Here is a 22266-nt window from a genome sequence, read left to right as displayed (position 1 = left end):
TTACCCCTTTATCATCGTTTGAAGAATTCGTGCCAGTTCATCCGCCTGCGGCCTTTTCATCATGGTGACATGGTCTCCTTTGATGTGATAATACGAGCACGATCCTTTCGTATAAGCCTCCCAGTCTGAGAACTTCTTCTGGAAATCAATGGCGTGATCACTGCTTTGTACAATATAAAACGGCACACCGAATGGTTCTTTTTCTAATTCAATGGCTTGTGACATGATTGTATTGTGCGTTTGCATTTGCAAATATTTATCTAAATACTGATCATTCATAAATTGATGAACCACTTCATCCTTTTCTGCCTCTTTGAGTATTTTTTGCTTCACTTCTTGGAAGCTCAGCCCTTGTAATGCTTCTGGCTGAATGCCGACGAGATTCCCCATTCCAAGGACAAGCGCAAGCATTTTCACTTCTTCTTCGTTCATATCCGCATGGAGCGCCTGATCTGCCTCATCTCTTAACACCGGGACCGTATCTAAAATGATGAGTCCTTTCGGCGCTTTTCCTGCATGGCAGAGCCGCTGATTCATTCCGTAGGCAAGGTGCCCGCCCATTGAATGCCCTGCTAGATAGTCAACACCAGGTCGATAGAAGGTCTCAATGGCTTCAACAAATATGGACACAAGCTCTGTGTAATGGAGGAATTGCGGTTCTTCATCCTCATATAAGCCAGGAGACTGCAAGGCGTACACAGCGCCTTGATGTGTCATCAGCTTAGCCACATCGATATAGCCCATTACCGTTCCACCGGCAGGCGGTGCAAAGAAAATCCTCGGCTCGGCTGGATCGCCTTTTTTCAGCTCAATCACGTAGTCCTTTGGAGACCTTTCGACGTGCTCCCCGGCCTCTGGCATTGCATCCACATGTGCGGCTAGCTGAGCCGGTGCTGGATGCATGAAAATCCATTTCGGATCCACACGAATCCCCTGTTCTTTTAATTTGGCAACGGCTTGGATACTCATAATTGAATCACCGCCTAAATCAAAAAATGAGTCATGTATGCCTACTTGTTTGACACCAAGCACGTCCTTGAAAGCTGTGACAATCAACTGCTGTGTTTCGGTGACTGGTTTGTCATCTCCTTGAGAAAGAGAGATCGTTTCTGCCGGGTCTGGCAGTGCTTTTTGATCAACCTTTCCGTTTGTTGTAACTGGCATTTCGTCCAGAACGATAAAGTAACTTGGAATCATGTAGCCTGGCAGGCTTTCCTGTAAAAATGCTTTCCAGCCTGGAACAGGATTCGCTCCGTCTGTGACAAGGTAGGCCGCCAGCCGTTTTGAGCTGCCATACGTTTTGGCGATGACTGTACATTCTTTTACTTGTGGATGCTTGAGGAGAGCTGTCTCTATTTCTCCACATTCAATCCGGTAGCCTCTAATTTTCACGAGGTTGTCTTTTCGGCCGAGATATTCAATGGTGCCATCTGAACGCCATGTACCAAGATCACCTGAACGATACAGCCTGTCTCCCCCTAGTTCAGGGAATGGATTGTCTATAAACCGTTCATGCGTCCGCTCTGGATCATGAAGGTAGCCTTTTGCGAGCCCTGTGCCGCCGATATAAATTTCTCCTTTGACGCCTGCTGGCACTGGGTTGAGCGCATCATCTAGTATGACGACAGTTGAATTCGATACTGGGACACCAATCGGAACTGACCTTGCTCCCTCTGGCATGTGCGTGACTTGATGTGTTGTGGCTAAGGTCGTGTTTTCTGTTGGGCCGTAAGCATTGATGAGTACACCCTCCATATGCGGCAATGCCTTTCGTGCATGCTCACTGGACATCGCTTCTCCGCCAACGAGTAATGTGCGGTAGCCTGCTACACTTTTTGGATCGTGCTCCACCAGCCGATTGAATAAAGCGGTTGGCAGACAGTTGGCTGTCACTTGATGCACTTTGATCAGCCGTGATAATTCATCCATATTCAGTGCGGCATATTTCGGAATCAGAATGAGCTGACCGCCATTCAGCAGCATGCCCCACAACTCAAATGTAAAGGCATCAAAAGCATAGTTTGAGAGCTGAAGCATCTTATCATCTGGACCTAGTTTCATATAGTTTGTTTCTCGAACCAGACGGACGACTCCTGCATGGGGGAGCATGACGCCTTTTGGTGTACCTGTTGAGCCTGATGTATAGTTGACATAGGCTAACTGTTCTTCTCCAATGATTGATTGTTCTCTTTGATACACTGCATCTGTTACTGGTAATGGCTTGTCCATCTCAATCTTTGTACCTGTAAAGTCTACTAGACGCTCTATTAAATGAGACTGAGTGATGATCACATCACTTTGCGTATCGCGAACAATGAGGCGGATTCGCGCATCTGGATATTCTGGTGACATTGGAACATATGCAGCACCAGATTTGATGACGCCAAGCACTGAGACAATCATGTCAAAGGAACGATCAAAAAGCATCGGTACAAGTGAACCTAGTCCAACTCCTTTTGACTGCAAGTAAGCAGCAAGCTGTGTTGCCTTCTCATCCAACTCTTGATACGTCATGTGCTCTTCCAAATAAGACAAGGCAATGCGGTGCGGATCACGCTGTACCTGTTCTTCAAACAGCTCTTGAATGGTCCGTTTTGGATATGGCGTAGCCGTTTGGTTTTTCCCTATGATCATCGCAGCCTGTTCCGCTTTGTCCATTAAGCAATAATTAGAAAATGTACGTTCAGGCTGAGCCGTCATACCATCTAGCAGATGAAGATAATAATTCATATAACGATGAATGGTCTCTTGATCAAATAAATCTGTATTGTATTCCACATGGATCGACAGCTGATCCCCCTGTTCAAATACATGCAGGGTGAGATCAAATTTAGACACTGTATGATGGACCATCACATGTTCACTTGTCAGCCCTTTGAGATTGACATGGAGTGAATCTGTTACATAACCCATCGCCACTTGGAAAATAGGCGATCGACTTAAATCTCTATCTAACGAAAGATCATCGACAAGCTTGTCAAATGGATAACGCTGATGCTCGAAGGCTTTTAACGTCATCTCTTTCACGTTTTCCATGACATCAGCAAACGTATCTGCTGTGGAGATATCCTGTCTCAGCGCGAGTGTATTCACAAACATTCCAACAAGCTTCTCTGATTGCTTGGCACCTCGCCCTGCGATCGGCGAACCAATGATGATATCTGTCTGTCCTGACAGCTTGTGAAGCAGGACGTAGTACGCCGACAGCATCGTCATGAACAGCGTTGTGCCCTGCTGCTTGGACAAAGCCTGCAAACGGCGGATAAGCGTATCTTCCAAGACAATTTGCTCTGTAGCGCCGTTAAATGTTTGAACTGGCGGACGAGGACGGTCAAACGGCAGCTCTAACACCGGAAGATCACCTTGTAAATGATCGAGCCAATAGGCTTGGTCTACTTGATGATGCATTACTTGCTCATTTTCCCAATGAACATAATCTGTCCACTCAATTTCCAGTGCTGGGAGCTGCGGCGCTTCATCTGCAAGCAGCCCGTCATATGCCACTTCTAACTCCTGAATGAGCAGACTGAGCGACCATGCATCTGAAATGATATGGTGCTGCGCGCAAAGAAGATAAAATTCTTCATTGCCCATATCCACAATCGTCCACTGCGCAAGAGGCCCTCTTTCTAAATCATAAATGCGGTTCGCTTCTTGCTGAATAAGCTGATTGAGTCTTCTCGTTCTTGTTTTTTCATTAAATAATGAGAAGTTCGCAACTGTGACGGATGGCGGTAGGTCTTCACGTATCAGTTGAACCGGCTTGCCGCCAAGCGATTGAAAGGTTGCACGCAGTGCTTCATGACGTTTCGTTAAGAGACCAATCGCTTTTGTTAACGCTTGAATGTGCAGTTGTCCTGTCAGCTTCCAAGCACCTAATATATTGTAATGATGGCTCTTTTCTAATGTGGATAAGAACCAAATACGCTTCTGAGCATGTGACAGCTCATAGCTTGTTCGCTTTTCCAGCTTTGGAATATTGGCTTCCTGAACAGCCGGTGCCTCTTTGATGTCATCCACCATTTGCGCCAAATTTGCCAGATGCTTGCTTTCAAATAATATTTTTAAAGGCGCCTTGATTGAAAACTCATGATTGATCCGAGAAATGGTTTGAGTCGCCTTTAATGAATGTCCGCCAAGGTCAAAGAATTGATCCTCTTTGTACACACGATCAACGTCTAAAATGTCCTCCCATATGGCAGCAAGCATTTGCTCTGTTTTCGTTTCAGGCAATTGTTTTTCAAGGGGTTGTCCATTTTTGTGATGATTCAGCTTAAGGGCTTCATGATCAATAGAGCCATCTAGTTTTTTCGGTATTTCCTGTACTTGCTGAATATCCCAATCACCTTTTGTTCCACCTGCAATATCTTCAACATGCACTTCTTTGCCAGACCGAACCGTGTAAAAAAGCTTTTTCTCAAAAGTCGGTATTGGCGCTGGCTGAAGATACGCTGCGATTTCTGGATTGGCTCCATCTAGTCCGATAAATAGATGCGCTTCATTCAGCCGAGCACCTAGACATAATGAATGGAGACCTTGCTTCTTTCCAATCAATTGAAATCCCTTGCGGACGGTAAGGGCTGCGCCGGTATGCCCCTTAGACAAACCGAGATTATCCCACATACTAAAGTTTAAAGAGATCGCCCGTCTTCCTTCTTGAAAGGTGAGCGTGTGCGCAAGCCCATCTAAAAAGCTGTTGGCCGCAGAGTAAGCTCCGAATGTTGTACCGCCAAAAAAGCCATTTACTGATCCAAAAAAGACGAGTGGTACTGCCGGGTCATGCTTGAAGGCTTCCTGCAGGACAAACGCTCCATCTGCTTTCCCTGACAGTTCCTTTGTAAAATCCTCTTCTGACGTATGCGCCAATGAATACTTATCTGTATGCTGAAAATGCTCAGACACATTGCCAGCACCGGCTAAATGCAGCACACCCCGGATGGATTGACCAAAATGTTTTTCTGCTTTGTAAATCGCTCGCTCCACGTCAGCTAAATCGGTCACGTCCGCTTGCACATAGATGACGCCACCAAGGTCTTTTAGCTGTGAGAACGCTTCTTTCTTTTCCAAGCTGTCTTCCAGAGAAGTCCTTCCAATCAATACAAGCTTTAGGCCAAATTGGAGCATCTGCTTAGATAGTTCAAACCCAATACCGCCGAGTCCTCCGGTCAGCAAATAAAGACCTTCATATTCTAAAAACCCTTCTGTTTGAGGTGCTTTCATCATATCGACTTTTTCCAGCTTTGATACGAGCCTGTGCCCTTTTCGGTATGCCACCTCTGCTTTTATATGAATCGCCGACAGCTCATTAGCAATGTGCTTTGCATCCTGTTCCACTTGCTCCGCTTCAATATCAATATGGGACACCTCTGCTCCTTCCCATTCTTGCGGGATGGTTTTTAATAAGCCAACGAGCGACGTTTTCTCCACATGGAGATCGTCTTCAGGTCTTACATATTGACCACCCTTTGTCACTACAACAAGCCGGACTGGCTCTTTGTTTTCTTGCCTCCATGCTTGATACAAGTACAAAATCGATTGATTGGACCTCGCGTGCATTTCTGTGAACTGCGCAGACTCAACAATGGCTTCTTTGTCTGTCACATTCCACAAATGGAGTATGCACCCTGTCTTTAATTCATCTGCTTCAAGTGCTGCAGCGAGCCTGACATAATCCCCCTTGATTCTCGGGTTCATCTGGTACATCCCTTTGGACAGACGCAAAAATTCATGTCCTTTTTTCACAGAAACATAGGGCTGATTTCTTTGTTCCAATTGGGCGTAAAGTGATTGGTAAAGCCCTTTTTCATCCTCGAAAACGAGTACATGATCAGCAGCAGGCTGAGACAGACCAATATGTTCCTTTGCCCAAGTGCGTTTGAAAAACCAATCTGGTAGTGTTTGTTCATTTTCAGAAGCAAGATCCAGTGCCCTTTCAATGTCACGGAATACCCCTTCTTTTAGCGCCGCGCCTAACTGAGCACGTTGGATCTTTCCACTTTCTGTTTTCGGAAATTGGTCTTTTTTCACTGGAATGATGTGATCGGGCTCTATGCCAATTTTACGAATAATGGCCTCTCTAATCTGCTGAATCATCGTGATTTGTTCTTCTAGCGATTCCTTTTGTGTGACAAAGAAGACGGCAAGCGTGTCGTTGCTTGATTCGGGATTGTAGATGCCGTACGCAGCGGCAAAGGTGACTTCCACCCCGTATACCTCTTCCACAACTGCTTCAATTTCGTAATTCAAATAGTTGGCTCCGTTGATGACGATGATGTCCTTTTCCCGGCCCGTCAGAACAAGACGCCCTTCGTGGATAAATCCTAAATCCCCCGTGTGAAACCAGCCATTTTCCGCAAATACCTCTTGATTGGCTTCCTCATTTTGATGATACCCCATCATAATCGTCGGACTCTTCACCTGTAAGCGGCCGACCTGATCTTCTGGCAGCACATGATGATGCTCGTCTACAATCCGAATCCATACAGACGGAATCGGTGCGCCGACTTCTGTAAACGTCATTTTGTGCGGATGATCTTGCGCCACGTATTGAATGTCACCTGTTAACGAGGTCTGATCAATCGTCAGTTGTCCATCCTGATCACCATGCCGCATGAATTTCTTTGATTGAACAATGGCTGAGGATGTTTCAGACATGCCGTACGCCGGCACCATCGCATGATGGCTTAATCCGTGCTGACCCATCATATGCATGAAGCGCTGCGTCACTTTTGGCACAACCGCTTCGGCTGCATTCATGATATAAGTCAGTGTGGAGAGATCCCAGCTCCCCTTGCGAATGTCGTCCTCATATTCATTCATCATCGCAAAAGCAAAATTCGGTGCCCATGTCCTTGTGACGCCGTATGTTTCTACCCAATCCAGCCACACCATCGGCCGCTCGATAAATTGATCGATGGATGGACTAATCTGCTGGCAGCCAAGGTAGACATCATGCACATGAAACATGACAATGCCTCCTACATGATCAAGCGGCATCCAGTTAAGCGACACATCCTCATGCGTAAAGCCATTTGTCTGCTCAAAGGAGATGATTCGAGATAAAATACTTTGATGGTTGTGACGAATACACTTTGGCACACCCGTACTTCCTGAAGAGAGCAGCTGAAGCACAGGCTCATCTGGCTCTGGCTCATAATGCTGTTCATCCGGTTCACACGCAAGCAATGTTTCTACTGTTAAAATAGGTATTTCTTTTGCCTCAAATGTCTCACGCAGCCCAGCAATGTCCTCAGCACTTGCTTCATTCGTAATAATGAACGGTTCATTTTGCAGCTGAAACACGCCCTTGAGCTTGTTCACTCCTTGATTCATCTCATCATAAACAGGCGGCACAGAGACTGGGGTCGGAATGATGCCACCGAGAATACAGCCCCAAAACACAGTGATGAAATCGTGATGATCTTTCAATTGAAGTAACACTTGATCGCCGTTTGTCAGCCCTGCTTTCCTTAAACCAGACAGAACCCGTTCTGCGTTTGTGAGTAACTCAGGATAGGTTTGGGTCAACGTGCGCCCGCCTTCTTTGATATAGATCACCCCGCGGTCAGATGACATAAAGGCTGATCGAATCAACACCTCTGTCAGTGTGACAGGTGTGCCTGTTTTTTTGATGACATCCCCGCCATACACAAGTGCAGGCGTCTTTTCATGAGCGGATGCTTGCTTTGTTTCGCCCTCTTCATCCTTCGAGATCGATACGTTCCCTTGCGCACGCTGCCGATTAGGAAACAGATCATCTAGGTGATAAGGCGTTTGTTTTTCTGTCTGACTTTCAATGAGAGCAGCCACTTCCTCTACTCCATCTATAGCTTTCGTACGATCTTCTATCTTTCTCAAACTCTCTTCATCAATGATGTCAATCGAAAGCAGTGCTTCTGTATCGACCGCTCCACTTTCTGCCCTTGGCAAGGAAGGCAATAAGACGAGAGCGGCTGGCACTTCATCAGGGTGAAGCGCGCCTGTCATCAGATCCTCTCTTGTTAGCGAAGGGACCTTCGCCTGTGCAAATAGCACAAGCGAGAGGCTTCCTTCTTCATTTTTCTTCGGGATGAGTGCACATTCCTTTAGCGGAAAATGAAGCATCATGACCTGTTCTAATGCTTTGAGATCGATTCGTTTTCCGTTGATTCTGACGATATGATTTGCTGCATGTCCTTTTTTTCTACTCATTAACATCGTTCTTCTCCTCCTACACCCAATCCAAAATTTGAATCTTGTTTTTTTCAGTCCAAACGCCGACATCACCTGTCGGATAGAGGTATTCGCCTGTTTGATGTTTGAATGGATGCGGAATTTTATGCGTCTCCATCCAATCGGCAAGCTCTCCGCAAAGTGCCTTGATATCCTCTGCACCGATAAAAATATCTCCAGGAAACTCTACCGGCATGAGCTGATGCTCTTCGCTCAGGACATAGATTTCTGTCTCACACGAAGGATCATGCACACCTGAGTAGACCTCTTCTTGATCTGGGTACAGCACGCTGACTTGTGCGTTTTTCGCCCAATCGGTGATCATCCACTCTTTTTCTTTATTTGTCACGATCGTGAAGGAAGAGAGTGGTGTCTCCACTTGTTCTGTCATGGCTTCAAGTGTGTGGACCAGCTGCTGCATCAGCGATTGTATTTGTTTTTCTTTATATTGATTGAAGCGGTATGTGACCCGAAGCTCCAGCGTATCTCCCGGGACAGCCACAAGGGTCAGGTCATAGTTTGTTTCTTCATGACTGGCTATGTCTAAGATCCGTACACCATACGGCTCTACAGATTCAATCGGGTAGTTTTCAAACACGACAATGCTGTTAAACAATGATTCTCCATTCGGAATTTGGGTCATCTGCTGAATATCTGGCAGTACGGTATACTCGAATTCTCGCATGTGAAAAACCGTTTCCTGCGTCTGCGTAAGCAGCTCGGCAATGGTCCTGTCTGGTGTGATCGGCAAACGGAGCGGCAAGGTGTTAATAAAGAGACCTGTCATGCTTTCAACCTCTGGTAAGTCCGCCGGCCGGCCAGATACTGTGACACCGAACACAACATCCTCTGAGCCTGAATGAAGGTGCAAGAGCAGACCCCATGCCGCCTGAATCAGTGTGCTCATCGTGACCTTCTGTGTCCCTGTCATTTTCTCCAGCTTTTCCTGCATTTCAGGCGTCAGTTTGATACTAATTTGATCAATACCTGCTCCTTCATCCGAAGCTTGCTCTCCGTCTCCTGGAAGTGGTGTGACTTCCTCTACTCCTGACATATAATGTTTCCAGAACTCTTGCGCCTTCTCTTGATCCTGCTTTTGCAGCCACTCGATAAAATCTTTATATGGACGTACAGCAGGAAGGTTCATCTCTCGTTCATCCACAAGCGAGCGATATATTGAAAAGGATTCCTCAATCAAGCCGAACAGGCTCCAGCCATCAATTAAAATATGATGAAAGCTAAAAACAAACGTGCAAGTTTTCTCATCACGATGGAATAAAGCAATACGAATGAGCGGTTCAGCCGCATCTTCTAATTCAAAATCCTTTGAACGATCGGTTTGTAAATACTGCTCAATGGTTTTCTTCTGATCCATTTCACTCAGGTGGCGCACATCGTGCTGAGTGAGGTGAATGCTTCCTTCTGATTGAATCAATTGGACAGGCTCCTTTAGCCCCTCCCAAGCAAATCTTGTCCGTAAAATCGAATGACGTTCCACAAGCAGATTCCATGCTTTTTCATAGGCTTCGCCGTCCGTTAAGCCTTCGAGTGTCATATGCACCTGACCAAAATACGCCTGTGATGCTTGATCTAACAGTGCATGAAACAGCATCCCTTGCTGCATCGGAGATAGTGGATACACATCTACCACATTGTCTGGAAGCTCATCTATTTGCTTTTGCGTAAGCTGGATCATTGGAAAGTCAGATGGTGTAAAGCCGCCTTTTGTCTCTACACAATGCGTCAAAATGTCCTCCATTTTTTCTTTAAATCGTTCAGGTAACTGACGCACTTCTTCCTCCTGAAGCAGTTCACGATTGATCATAAAATTCATCTGAAGCTGACCACTGACAACGTATCCGTATACATCGATCAAATGCTGTCTTTCTGCTTTTGGGTCATGTACATGTCCATTTCGCTCATCTGCAATATACAGATTTGCCTCACCATCTATTTGATCTAACTGTCCAAGGTAATTAAAGCTCACCTGCGGCGCTGCCGTTTTAAGTAAACGAGATGCTGTCATGTATTGAAGTAAGCCATAGCCGATCCCCTTTTGCGGCACAGCTCTTAAGGTTTCTTTGACATCTTTAATTTGTCTCTCAACATCGGTTTGAATAAAAGGAATAAAAATAGGATAAGAGCTTGTAAACCAGCCGACTGTCCGTGACAAATCCATCTGTTCAAATAAATCCTCGCGTCCGTGCCCTTCTAACGTAATCAGTATTGGCTTTCCAACAGCTTGCGCAAGTGCTGACAGGAGTAAATCGTTGACCTCTGTTCGGTACGCTTGTGATGCGTGCCTTAGTAAAATGTCTGTTTGATCCTTCGTCAATTGAACAGTCAGGATCTCTGCATGTTCTTCTATATTGAAAAGCGCAGGTGGTTGAAAAGGAGAACCTTCTTCCTTTTGATTCATGATCTTTTCCCAAAAAGGAACCTGCTCTTGTAATTGATCGGTTTGTGCATATTCATAGAGTGCCTCTGCCCACTGCTGATAGGAAGCGGTTTTCTTTGCAAGCGTGATCTCCTGCCCTGCCGCAGCCTGCTTCAACCCATTTAATACATCTTCCTGTATAATGCGCCACGATATTCCATCCATCACAAGATGGTGGGCTGCGATAAAGAGTTCAGACGTACGATCACTTGTCTGAAAAAGAATGGCTTTGATCACTTCTCCCCGCTCTAATGACAGTGTTCCTTGACAAGCGCTTGTCTCCAAGCGGATTTGATCCAGCGCTTCCTCATGAGAAACATTCGTCAAATCAAAGAATGTGACACAAGGGGTGATGCCAGGCGCACGAATGGTTTGAATCCATGTGCCGTCTGCTGCTTTTGTATAAATCGCTCTCAGCATATCGTGATGATCGACAAGCTTTGAAAGAACTTGTGATAACTGCTCGGGTAGTATAGATTGCTTGAATTCAATATGAGCTGATAGATTCCAATAATCTTGGTTTGTCATCGATTGCTCAAGGAACCAAGATTGGATTGGAAGCAGACGAACATCTCCTGTAACAGGTGATTGATCATAAGACACAGATACATCTGATTTTTTCATAGCACGTGCCAGCTGTGAAATGGTCTGTTTTTCAAATACATCTCTCGGCTGTATGATGTAGCCTTCCTGTGCAAGGCGTGCCACCATTTGTATGACAATAATAGAATCTCCGCCAAGCTCAAAGTAGTTATCATGAACACCAATTGAAGGAGTGCCAAGAAGCTGAGTCCACACTTTTTCCAGCACTCGTTCTTCCTCACTGAGTGCCTGTTCTGCTGGTTTGTCTGCTTCTTCCTGTCTCCACACTGGCGGCGGGAGACGCTTTTGATCTACCTTGCCGTTTGGCGTGAGCGGCAGTTCCTCGAGCTCTATGAATAGGCTCGGTACCATATAATCTGGCAGTCTATCATTTAATTTGCGGCGAAGGTCTTGCTGGGTCCATGCACCTTTTTGGACAAAGTAACCGATGAGGCGCTTATGACCACTCCCGTGCTGATGCGGAATGACCGCACATTCTATGATGTCTTCAACACTCAGCATAGCGACTTCAATTTCTCCACATTCGACGCGATGTCCGCGTATTTTCACTTGATGATCGATTCTTCCAAGGCAGTCGATGATGCCATTTGGGAGCCAGCGGCCCATATCACCTGTTTTATATAAACGCTCTCCTTTATGGAAAGGATGCGGGATAAATGATTGCGATGTTTTTTCTTCATCTCCAAGGTAACCTAGTGCCAGCCCTGTTCCTCCAACATAAATCTCTCCAATGACACCTTGCGGAACCGGCTGCAGCTGGTCGTCTAATACATAGGCTTGTGAATAAGCAATTGGCTGACCGATAGGGACGGTCGTCTGCCCTTCGTCTAATGAGTGAATGTGATGCACACAAGAGAACGTCGTGTTTTCAGTTGGTCCATAGCCGTTTAAAAGCCCTTCAGGTAAATACGGAAGTGCCTTACGAATATGAGCAGCTGAAAGCGCATCACCACCGACCAATAATGCATCGAATCCAGATAAAGCTTCTGGATGTTCCTCTGTCAATCGGTTGAACAGCGGCACTGTCAGAAATCCTGTTGTGATCTTGTATGATGTCAGCGTGTTAGCCAGTGTATCCATTGATAAAACCGTATTTCGATCGGTGAGAATCAGTCTTCCCCCGTTTAGAAGAGCTCCCCATATTTCATACGTAAAGGCATCAAAGGAGAAGCTGGCGATTTGTAAAATACGCGTATGTTCATCAAGGGTGACATAATCTGTTTCACAGACAAGCCGGATGACTGCTTGATGCGGGATCAATACCCCTTTTGGCTGTCCAGTTGATCCTGAGGTGTAATTGATATAAGCGAGTCCATCAGGTTTTAAGGCAGCAGGTATGAGTTCTGCTTCTGATAAAAATTCTTCATATCCCTCATCAAGACAAATGAGTTCGGTTTGACTGATGGACACCTTTTTCAGCCATTCATTCTTTGTCAGTAACAGCTGAATACCTGTATCCCTCAGCATATAATCAATGCGGGCATCTGGATATTCAGGATCAATCGGCACATAGGCGCCTCCTGCTTTCACAATCGCCAGCACCCCAAGAATCATTTCAGGCGACCTGTCGATGAGCAGCCCTACTGGTTCATGCGGTGTCACACCTCGCTGCTGAAGAGAAGCCGCAAGCCGGTCGACTTTCTCTTGTAACACACGATACGTCCACTGCTCTTCCCCGAATTCGAGAGCGATGGCATCGGGTGACTTTCTCACCTGCGCTTCAAACCGTTCCGTGATGAGAAGCGGGCCTGCATGCTGATCTGTTTTGCCGCTCCATTCATAGAGCAGCTGATGCTTCTCTTTTTCTGGCAGGTAATTCATTTGTCTAATCGGCTGTGCTGGATTTTCACAAATACGCTCAAGCAGATGCTCGTAGTACCGAAGGAACCGGTCCATCGTGTCGTCAGAAAATAAGTCCACATCATACTCCAGTTTTAGTTGAAGACCCTCCGCTCCTTCAAAAACAAACAGAGATAGATCGAATTTGGCGGTATCGTTATCTTCAATGGCTAAAACAGATGTCGCCTCTCCCATCGGACAAGCCTCAAGCGGCAGATTTTGCAAAACGAACATGACCTGAAACAGCGGCTGTTTGCCAGCTTCACGTACAATATTCAGCTCATCTACGACCATTTCAAACGGCACATCCTGATGCGCATAAGCGCCCATTGTTGTTTCTTTCACCCGTTCTAATAGGTCAGTGAAAGCAGGATTCCCGCTATGATCGATCCGAAGTGCCAGCGTATTGACGAAAAATCCGATGAGCTGCTCCATCTCCGTCCGATTTCTCCCAGCAATGACTGACCCAATCACAAACTCATCCTGTGAAGACAAACGGTGAAGCAATGTAGAAAAGGCAGTCAGTAGCGTCATATAAAGGGTACTGTCAGTTTTTTTAGAAAGCTCAGCCAGCTGATCTGAAAGCGACTTCGACAGGTGGTATTTTTTCGTTTTTCCCTTGTAGGATTGAACGGCTGGCCGCGGGTAGTCATACGGCAAAACCAAATCTTCTACAGGGACTGCAAATTGCTCCTTCCAATAGGAAACCTGCTTTTGCAGCGTCTCTCCAGTCAAATACTCCTTCTGCCATAGGGTGTAATCCGCATATTGAATCGGCAGTGGTGAAAGATCAGGTTCTCGGCGGTCAATCATCGCTGTATACCATTCAGACAGCTCTCTTGCGGCAATCCCAACCGACCAGCCATCTGACACAATGTGGTGAATGGACATTAGCAGCAAATGATCTGTTTCCGACAGACGAATCAGTTTTACCCGAAAGAGCGGATCACGCTCTAAGTGAAAAGGTGTGCTCGCCTCACTTTTTGCCCATTCAGCCGCTTTTTGTTCTTTTTCTTCCTGTGACGTCAGATCTGATAGATCCACCACTTCAATCTCTGGAAGGGTCATATGCTCATGGATGATCTGCACCGGTTCATCGCCGCTCATGGTAAAGGAAGTTCTAAGCGACTCATGCCTTTGCACCATTTGCTGAAGACTGCGCTGAAGCACCTTCACATCTAAAGGGCCATTCATCCGAAAGGAAATTGTATTATTGTAAAAAGGCAGATCAGGCTGTAATTGATAGAGAAACCACTGTCTTTGCTGGGCATAAGACATCGGAATCTCCTGACCCTTTGCCATTTTCCGCACCTGTACCGCTTCATCCACTTTTGCATGCGAATCGATCCATGCCGCTAATTCCCCAAGTCTCGTATGCTCAAAAAGAACAGCGAGCGGCACGTCAAATCCCATTCTTTGTCTCACCGCAGACAGCATTTGCGTTGCCTTGAGCGAATGACCCCCGAGTAGAAAGAAATGATCACCACAGCTGACATTTGAGACATCAAGCAACTCGGACCAAATGCTTGCCAACAGTTTCTCCGTCTCCGTTTGAGGCGCTCTGTCCTCGGCTTCCTGGCCACTTTCCTCAATGAGTGCTTTGAAATGCGCTTCATCCGGCATGCCATCCTCTGATTCTTTCCAGTATTCCTCAGGAAATAGATGGACGGAATATTCACCAGATAGATGAGTCTGCAAACACGTATAAATGGACTGATACAGCCGTTCTTCAATGGCTTTTGTTTTGTCGGTTTTGTAAAAGACATACACGGCTTTCTCTGTTCGGCTCTCCGCATGAAGCATCTCTTGAATGTCCTGCTTCGACCGATCTAATCCCATATAAATGAGAGGTGCATCTGTCATCAAACATGCCAGCATCGTCTGCAAGCCCGCCCGCTTCGGAATCGGAAGATAGCCTCTTTCTTTTAAGATGCCTTTGATCATCGAACCCTCGCTCATGCCGATCTCATCCCACATGCTAAAGCTAAAGCAGTACGGCTTCACGGTAGATGTCAGCCTCTGATAATGAGCAAATTGTTCAACGAACTCATTGGCAGCGCAATAAGCGCCTACGGTCATCCCGCCCTTTAATGTTCGTGCTGATGAGCTAGAAAGAAATAAGACGTTCTGCCGTTTAGAAGCCGCTTCATGAAGCGCAATCGTGCCATATACCTTTGCTTCGTACATCGCATGTAAGGACACAGACGTCATGTCAGCAAGCAGCTCTTCTTGAATGATGCCAGCGAAATGAATCACGCCATGCAGCCTTTTGCCCCGAGCCACCTCTTGTCTCGAGATAAGGGCTTCAAGGGCTTTTGCATCCGTCAAGTCCACTTCTTCATAATGAACAGTGCCGCCGCGTTTTTCCGCTTGTTTCTCAAGTGAGGTCAATACGTCTTGCTGCTCCGCAGATAAAGCTTCTCGTGCCTTTCTTCCAAGCAGCACAAGATGCGCTTGATAGGATGTTAGAAGATGCTCACTTAGCATCCGTCCTATTCCGCCAAGCCCGCCTGTCATCACGTAAAGCCCCGATGATTCAAATGGCGGTTTTTTCCTCTTTTGTTCCCTTTCCAGATGAAGCGGCGCTATAAGAGGAATATAACGAACACCTTCGCGATAAGCAGCGACATGATGACTTGTGCCATGTATGAGCTCTGTCATGATCGCCGATACATGAGAATGACCAACCGATTCTGTTAGAGAAAAATCAAGACATCGCACCTTGATAAACGGCCATTCATGATGGACAGCTGTCATCAATCCCGCTGTTGTTGCTTTTTCCACATGATGTACTTTGTCTTCTGGCAAATTCATCGCATGAGCGGAGACAAAGGTCATCTCTACAGGTTCCTCATAGGCGGCGATCGCTTTTGTTACATACAATGCACTCATGCTGCCAGTCTTCTGGGCTTCCTTCGCTATTTCCGCCTGTAATGTGTCTTTCTTGTTTGTGTAGTTCCAAAGGTGAATGATTTGTTTCACCGAAACGCCATACGAACGGAGCGTCTCAAAGAGTTGTTCGTAGTCTGACGGCCGATTCGGATGGATGATGAAGTGAGTGGGTGTGAGTTGTGTGAATGCTTGACCCGGCTCAACCGTGATATAGGTTTGTTCATGGTTTGAGAGGAATTTCAATTGATCTGCAAGCCCTAACTCATCTGCAAAGATCACCATGTCCCCTGCTGTTTGCTTTTCGGTTTCATGAAGCGGAGCGGGTGTCCACTTCTTTTGATAACTCCAATCAGGCAAGGTGTGTTCATTTTCAAGTCTGATGTCCAGTTCCTTGATGATTTCGTCGAATTCACCTTCCTGCCACCTTGTCTTGAGCTGTGCCCTTTCTATTTTTCCAGAGCTTGTTTTCGGAAAGGCATGCTTCTGGACCGGAATAATCCTTGATGCATAAAGACCCATTTTTGTTGCAATATGGGTTTTGATATGCTGGCTAGCCCTCATGATATAAGCAGGCTCATACAGCTTCGGTGTAAAAAAGAGAATCAGTTCATCGGATGCAGATGCCTCCATCCGAACGGAGCAAGCTGCCACAAAGCTTGTTTCTACGCCGGGTACTTCCTCTGCCATGGCTTCAATTTCATAGTTGTAATAATTTTTCCCGTTGATGATGATCATGTCTTTTTCTCTACCGGTTAATGTCAGCCTTCCTTCATGCAGAAAGCCTAAATCACCCGTGTGGAACCAGCCCTCTGTTTGAAAAACCTCTTGATTCGCTTCGTCATTCTTGTAATAGCCCTTCATTGTCGTCGGCCCTTTGATTTGCACGCTGCCAATATGATCTTCGGGAAGAAGCTCATGCTCATGGTTGACAATACGAATCGTGATACCCGGAATCGGTTTCCCGAGCTCTGTAAAGCTGACTGTTCCAGTTTCGCGTGCCTCTGCTGGTCTTAGCTGCTCTGTCAGCGATGTTTCTTCAAAGGTCAGCACCCCGCTGTTTTCATCTCCCCGCTCAATCGCAAAAGAGAAGACAACAGCTGATGAGATTTCTGACATGCCGAATGCCGGTCTGATGACGTCTCCTTTTAAGCCGTGCGGAGCGAGCAGGTGTAAAAACCGGTGGATCGTCTTCGGTACAACCGCTTCTGCCCCATTGATCATACAAGTCATAGCAGAAAGATCCCAAGACCCTGAAGAGATTTCTTTCTCATAATCATTGATCATCGCAAATGCGAAGTTAGGTGCCCATGTCTTCGTTGCACGATAGCGGTCCATCCAGTCAAGCCAGCGCAGCGGCTGAGCGATGAAGTCATCTGTTCTTGCTCGAATTTGCTCACAGCCTGTGTACACATTGACAAGATGGAACATGACAATGCCGCCAATATGATCTAATGGCATCCAGTCTAACGAGACATCTTCTTGTGTAAACCCATTGGCTGCCACTGTTCCTTTGACATTTGCCAGCACACTTCTATGAGAATGCTCTACGCATTTGGGCATCCCTGTACTTCCAGACGTTAAGATAAAAAAGACGGAATCATCGGGCGTGACTGGGTGTGCTTCTAGATCTCTTTCTAAAGTAAGCATTGGTTCAACGGCTGCAACACGTAATTGATCTGTATGCCACAGTAAAGCTAATCCTTGCACCTCATCAATCAGCGAGTCATCCGTGAGAATGAGCGGATGCTCCAGCAGGTTCCAAGCGTGATGAAGCTTCTTCACTGAGGCGTTCATTTCACGATAGGTCGGGGCTGCTGATACAAGTGTTGGGACAAATCCGCCTAATACACATGCCCAAAAGGCCGTGACCATCGCATGATTCGATGAAAATTGAAAGAACACAGGATCTCCAGGCTCAAGGCCTAGTGCCTTTAAACCCGTCAGAACTCGCTCGGCATCCTCCTTTAACTGCGCGTAGGATTGCGTGAGTTCATTTTCACTATTGATGATATAAGTCAGCCCGTTTGTTGTTTTGACTGCCTCAGTTAGAGCGTCCTGCAAGGTTTGAGCTCCTGCACGAACATCTATATCCCCTCCATAGGAAATGGCAGGGGGCATGTCCGCTAAAGCAGGTGAAGCCATTTGCGTTTGTATCCATTCAGCTGCGGCCTCCTGCTCCATGTGATGGTCTAGAAATAAATGAGAGAGGTGATATGGCCGAGGTCGAATGGTTTTTTCACGAGAAAAAACAGCGAAGCGTTCGATTTCGTTGGTTTGTAAAATGGTATTCTGTACATCTTGTAAAATCGTATCCATTGATTCATGTACATTCGATTGATTAATGATTGATGGTTTCATATGAGTTCCTTCCCTTTTTTGTCAGGCAGGGCTGCCAGTGTGCATCCCTGCCTCATCTAAAGTTTACATGACTGTTTCTCTATTTTTATGATGGACTATTTCTTTAATTAGCTGTGCATTTCGGGCGGCACATTCTTTGTTTTTGAACATGTCCGCGTGCTGACCATAGCCTTGATATTGGCGATAAGCACCGGTCGTCGCAGCTTCCCAACTTTCCATCCAGTCTGGTATCGCGATGTGCTCTTCGGATTGGATAAAATCAATGTCTGCTTGTATCTCTCCCTGGTTCACCCCCTTAACAAAAGTTTCATAGTAAGCCCTCGTTTTTTGAGCAAGCTCGTCTTGAATGAGCTCCGCTTGGGCAAGTTCACTTTGCTTCGACTGATGGACGATCGCTGCGATATCGTCATCAATGGATCGTCCTTCTAAATCACTTTCTCCTATTTTCTTATAGGAATCGATCATGATGACTTTTTCGACGGTCCGCCCTGCTTGTTCGAGCGATTGAACAAGCTCAAAGGCTAGGTAGCACCCGCCAGAGTAACCCATCAAAGTCAGCGGCCCTTCAGGCTGAAGGTGCTGGATATGCTGAACGTATTGCGTGATTCGGTGATCAGCTTCAATAAAGTCAAAGGCGATCAAACGAACACCATCGAGCGTTTTTGCGGCTTCCTGATAGATAAAGCCATAGCCTGGTAATGGCGGTAGAGCAAAGACTGTTGGCGTTTGAGATTCATTGAATACAAGATAGCCGGCGGCTTCCTGATCCTGCTGTTGAATATAACGGCTGATTGCTTCAATGGTAGGCGTCTCAAACAGCAAGTGAATGGGCACCTGAACATCGAATTCCTTTGACACCTTGGATAAAAGCGACATCGCTTTTAATGAATGCCCGCCAAGCTCAAAGAAATGGTCATCTGTGCTGATATCTTCTCGTTCAAGCACTTCCCGCCACATCACAAGTAGCTTTTGTTCTACCTCATTTATCGGAAGCTTCACATGACGGTTTCCTTGAGACACCTCTGGCTTTGGCAGCTGACGTTTATCAACCTTTCCATTTGGCGTAAGTGGCATTTTCTCAAGTCTGATCAGGTCATGAGGCTGCATGTAAGCCGGAAGTTTCCCCTTCAGCCCTGATTTGATCACATCCAGTTTATCCTTCCACTCCTCCTCACACGTCATATAGGCGAGCAGCCTTGTATGCTGCGTGTTATGCTGATCAGCTATAAGGGCCACTTGTTTTACACCTGGATGCATGAGAAGGTGGGCTTCAATTTCTGTCAGCTCAATTCGGTGACCGCGAATTTTCACCTGATCATCCACTCTGCCTGCATACTCAATCAAACCGTCCGTTCGAAAATAAGCCAAGTCTCCTGTACGATACAGCCTTTCTCCCGTAGCGAATGGATGCGCGATAAAGGCTTGTTTTGTCAGATCAGGACGATTCAAATACCCCTTCGCAAGCCCTTTGCCGCTCAGACAAAGCTCTCCGACCATTCCAATCGGCTGAAGCTGCCTGTGCTGACTCAATATATAAGCACCCGTCTGGTTGAGCGGCTTTCCGATTGGAATCGAACGGGCTTCCATCGGCAGAGCCTCATCGACTGGATAATAAGTGGCGAATACTGTTGATTCGGTTGGGCCATAGACATTGATGAGTCTGCCTTTCCCCATGACAGCAAAGGCTTTCCTCACATGCTGTACCGATGCCCGCTCTCCGCCGAATAGCACCTTGCGCACACTGCGCATCCAGTCGGTTTCTTCATCAACAAGGAGATTAAATAATGCCGTTGGAACAAACATGACAGAAATGTTTTCCCTTTTAATCAATCCCGTCAGCTCGCCCATGTTTAAAATGGTCTCTTTTTTCGGCAAGACAAGCTTCGCTCCGTTTAAAAGTGCGCCATACACATCAAATGTAAAGCCATCAAATACGCTGTTGGATAATGACAGCAGTGTATCTGTTTCTGAAATGGTTAAGTAGTTTGTATTTTTGACCACCCGGGCAATATTCGAATGGGTCGTCATGATGCCTTTTGGCTGACCTGTTGTACCAGACGTATACATGATGTAAGCCGTATCGTGTAAACCTGCTTCAAGCGGCAGATTCTCTGAGCTCATCAGTGAAATTTCTTGATCATCTGCAAACAGATACTTTCCATCAAACGCAAGTGCCTTCACTTGACCGATAAAGGATGAGTGAGTCAGAACATGCGTTGCCCCGCTGTCTTTAAGCATGTATTGAATGCGGCTTTCGGGATAATCGGGATCAATAGGCACATAGATTGCACCTGCTTTTAAGACAGCCAGCAGGCTGACAATCAGTTCAGGCGTGCGGCCGGCTAAAATGGCGATGACCGTTTGATGCGTGACCCCATTTTTTTGCAAATGTCTTGCCAATCGGTTAGCTTGTTCATTCAGCTCCGCATATGTCATCGTGTGCTCACCTGCTGATAATGCGACCGCATTCGGCTGTTTGCGGACATTATGCTCAAACCATTTCGACAAATATAGCTGGTCATGCTCAAGCTCGGGCGCATTCCATTCCTCAAGAATCAGCTGCTTTTCCTGTTTCATGACAAGTGTAAGTGTATGAACCGATTGATCAGGATGCTTGATCGCCTCGCTCATCAATAAACTCAGCTGCTCCTTTAACCGTTGAACAAATTGAGGATCAAATGCTTTTTTGTTAAAGGCCAGCTTCAATTGCAATTGTTCTCCTGGTGATGCCAGCAAATTGAGATCATAGTTCGATTTTTCATACACATTCATGTTTTCCACAGTAAATCCTAACCGCGCCTCTTGCTCGTCCTTCTTTGCGGCTGGGACATTTTCAAACACGACAATATGATCAATGAGTGGCTGATGACCTGTCTTTGCCTGAATATCATAAATCGGAATATATTGATGCGGCTCAGCCGCAAGAGACTGCTGCTGCGTTTCTGACAGAAGAGAACGGAATGTCATGTCATCTGTCAGCTGAATTCTTCTTGGGATGACATTGATGAACAAGCCAACCATTCTGTCAACACCAGCCAAATCTGCCGGACGCCCCGACACAACCGTGCCAAACAGCACATCATTTGAACGCTGATATCTGCTCAGCAGAATTGACCAGACCGATTGCAGCACACTGCTTAACGTTGCATTTTGCTGGAACGCTAACTCTGATAAAGCAGCCGTTTCTGCCTTACTCATCGACCATTCCAATTCGCCTAATTCATGTTCATTCGTTTGCTTTCTCTGTTCTTTAAAGGTAGATTGCCCATCAAACCCGGCTAATGATTGCTGCCAATATTGAAGTGATGCTTGTTTATCTTGTTTTTCAAGCCATTGAATATATTCTTTGTACGGTTTAACCGGTTCCAGCTTGTAAGGGATGTCATGTAAAAGGGCATGATAAATCGCAAATAACTCCTGCACCACAAGCCCAAAGCACCAGCCATCAAGAAGGATATGATGATAGCTCCATATCCAGCGATAGCTGGCAGGGCCCGTTTGGAAAACAGTTGCCCGCATGAGAGCATCCTTCGAAAGGTCAAATCCTCTCAGGCGATCCTGTTGTTTAAATGTCTCAAGACGTACAAGCTGTTCGTCTTCAGAAAGATTCTGCATGTCCACCACATCAAGCGTAAAAGGACGTTTCTTCAGCACAACTTGGACAGGGCGCTTCACTTTTTCGTGGAGAAATACGGTACGAAAAATATCGTATCGCTCCACGATGACATTCATGCTTTTCTCAAGTAAGTCATGACGCAGTGTACCCTTTACGTTCATATCCATTTGCTCTACATAAAAGCCCTTTTCTTGGTGATGGAGGGTATGAAACAGCATGCCTTCTTGCATCGGTGACAGATAATACATGTCTTGAACTTGATCCCTTTTAAATGAACTCATCTATTTCATCCTCCCTTCCCGTTTTTATG

General features: G+C 46.2%; 3 protein-coding genes. All 3 read right to left on the bottom strand.

Annotated elements, in window-relative coordinates:
- The gene (locus MKY18_RS01980) at positions 1-8196 is read right to left on the bottom strand and encodes an amino acid adenylation domain-containing protein (protein ID WP_342497695.1); all 8196 of its coding nucleotides are present in this window, start codon (positions 8194-8196) and stop codon (positions 1-3) included.
- A 13-nt stretch (positions 8197-8209) separates the two neighbouring features.
- Complete coding sequence (locus MKY18_RS01975; protein ID WP_342497694.1) at positions 8210-18340, bottom strand: amino acid adenylation domain-containing protein; 10131 nt, start codon at positions 18338-18340, stop codon at positions 8210-8212.
- 63 nt (positions 18341-18403) lie between these two features.
- The gene (locus MKY18_RS01970; protein ID WP_342497693.1) at positions 18404-22237 is read right to left on the bottom strand and encodes an amino acid adenylation domain-containing protein; all 3834 of its coding nucleotides are present in this window, start codon (positions 22235-22237) and stop codon (positions 18404-18406) included.
- Positions 22238-22266 lie beyond the last annotated feature (29 nt).

The organism is Bacillus sp. FSL R7-0672, from assembly GCF_038601465.1.
Taxonomy (GTDB): Bacteria; Bacillota; Bacilli; order Bacillales; family Bacillaceae; genus Bacillus; species Bacillus pumilus.
This window is presented reverse-complemented; position numbering and strand designations above follow the sequence as displayed.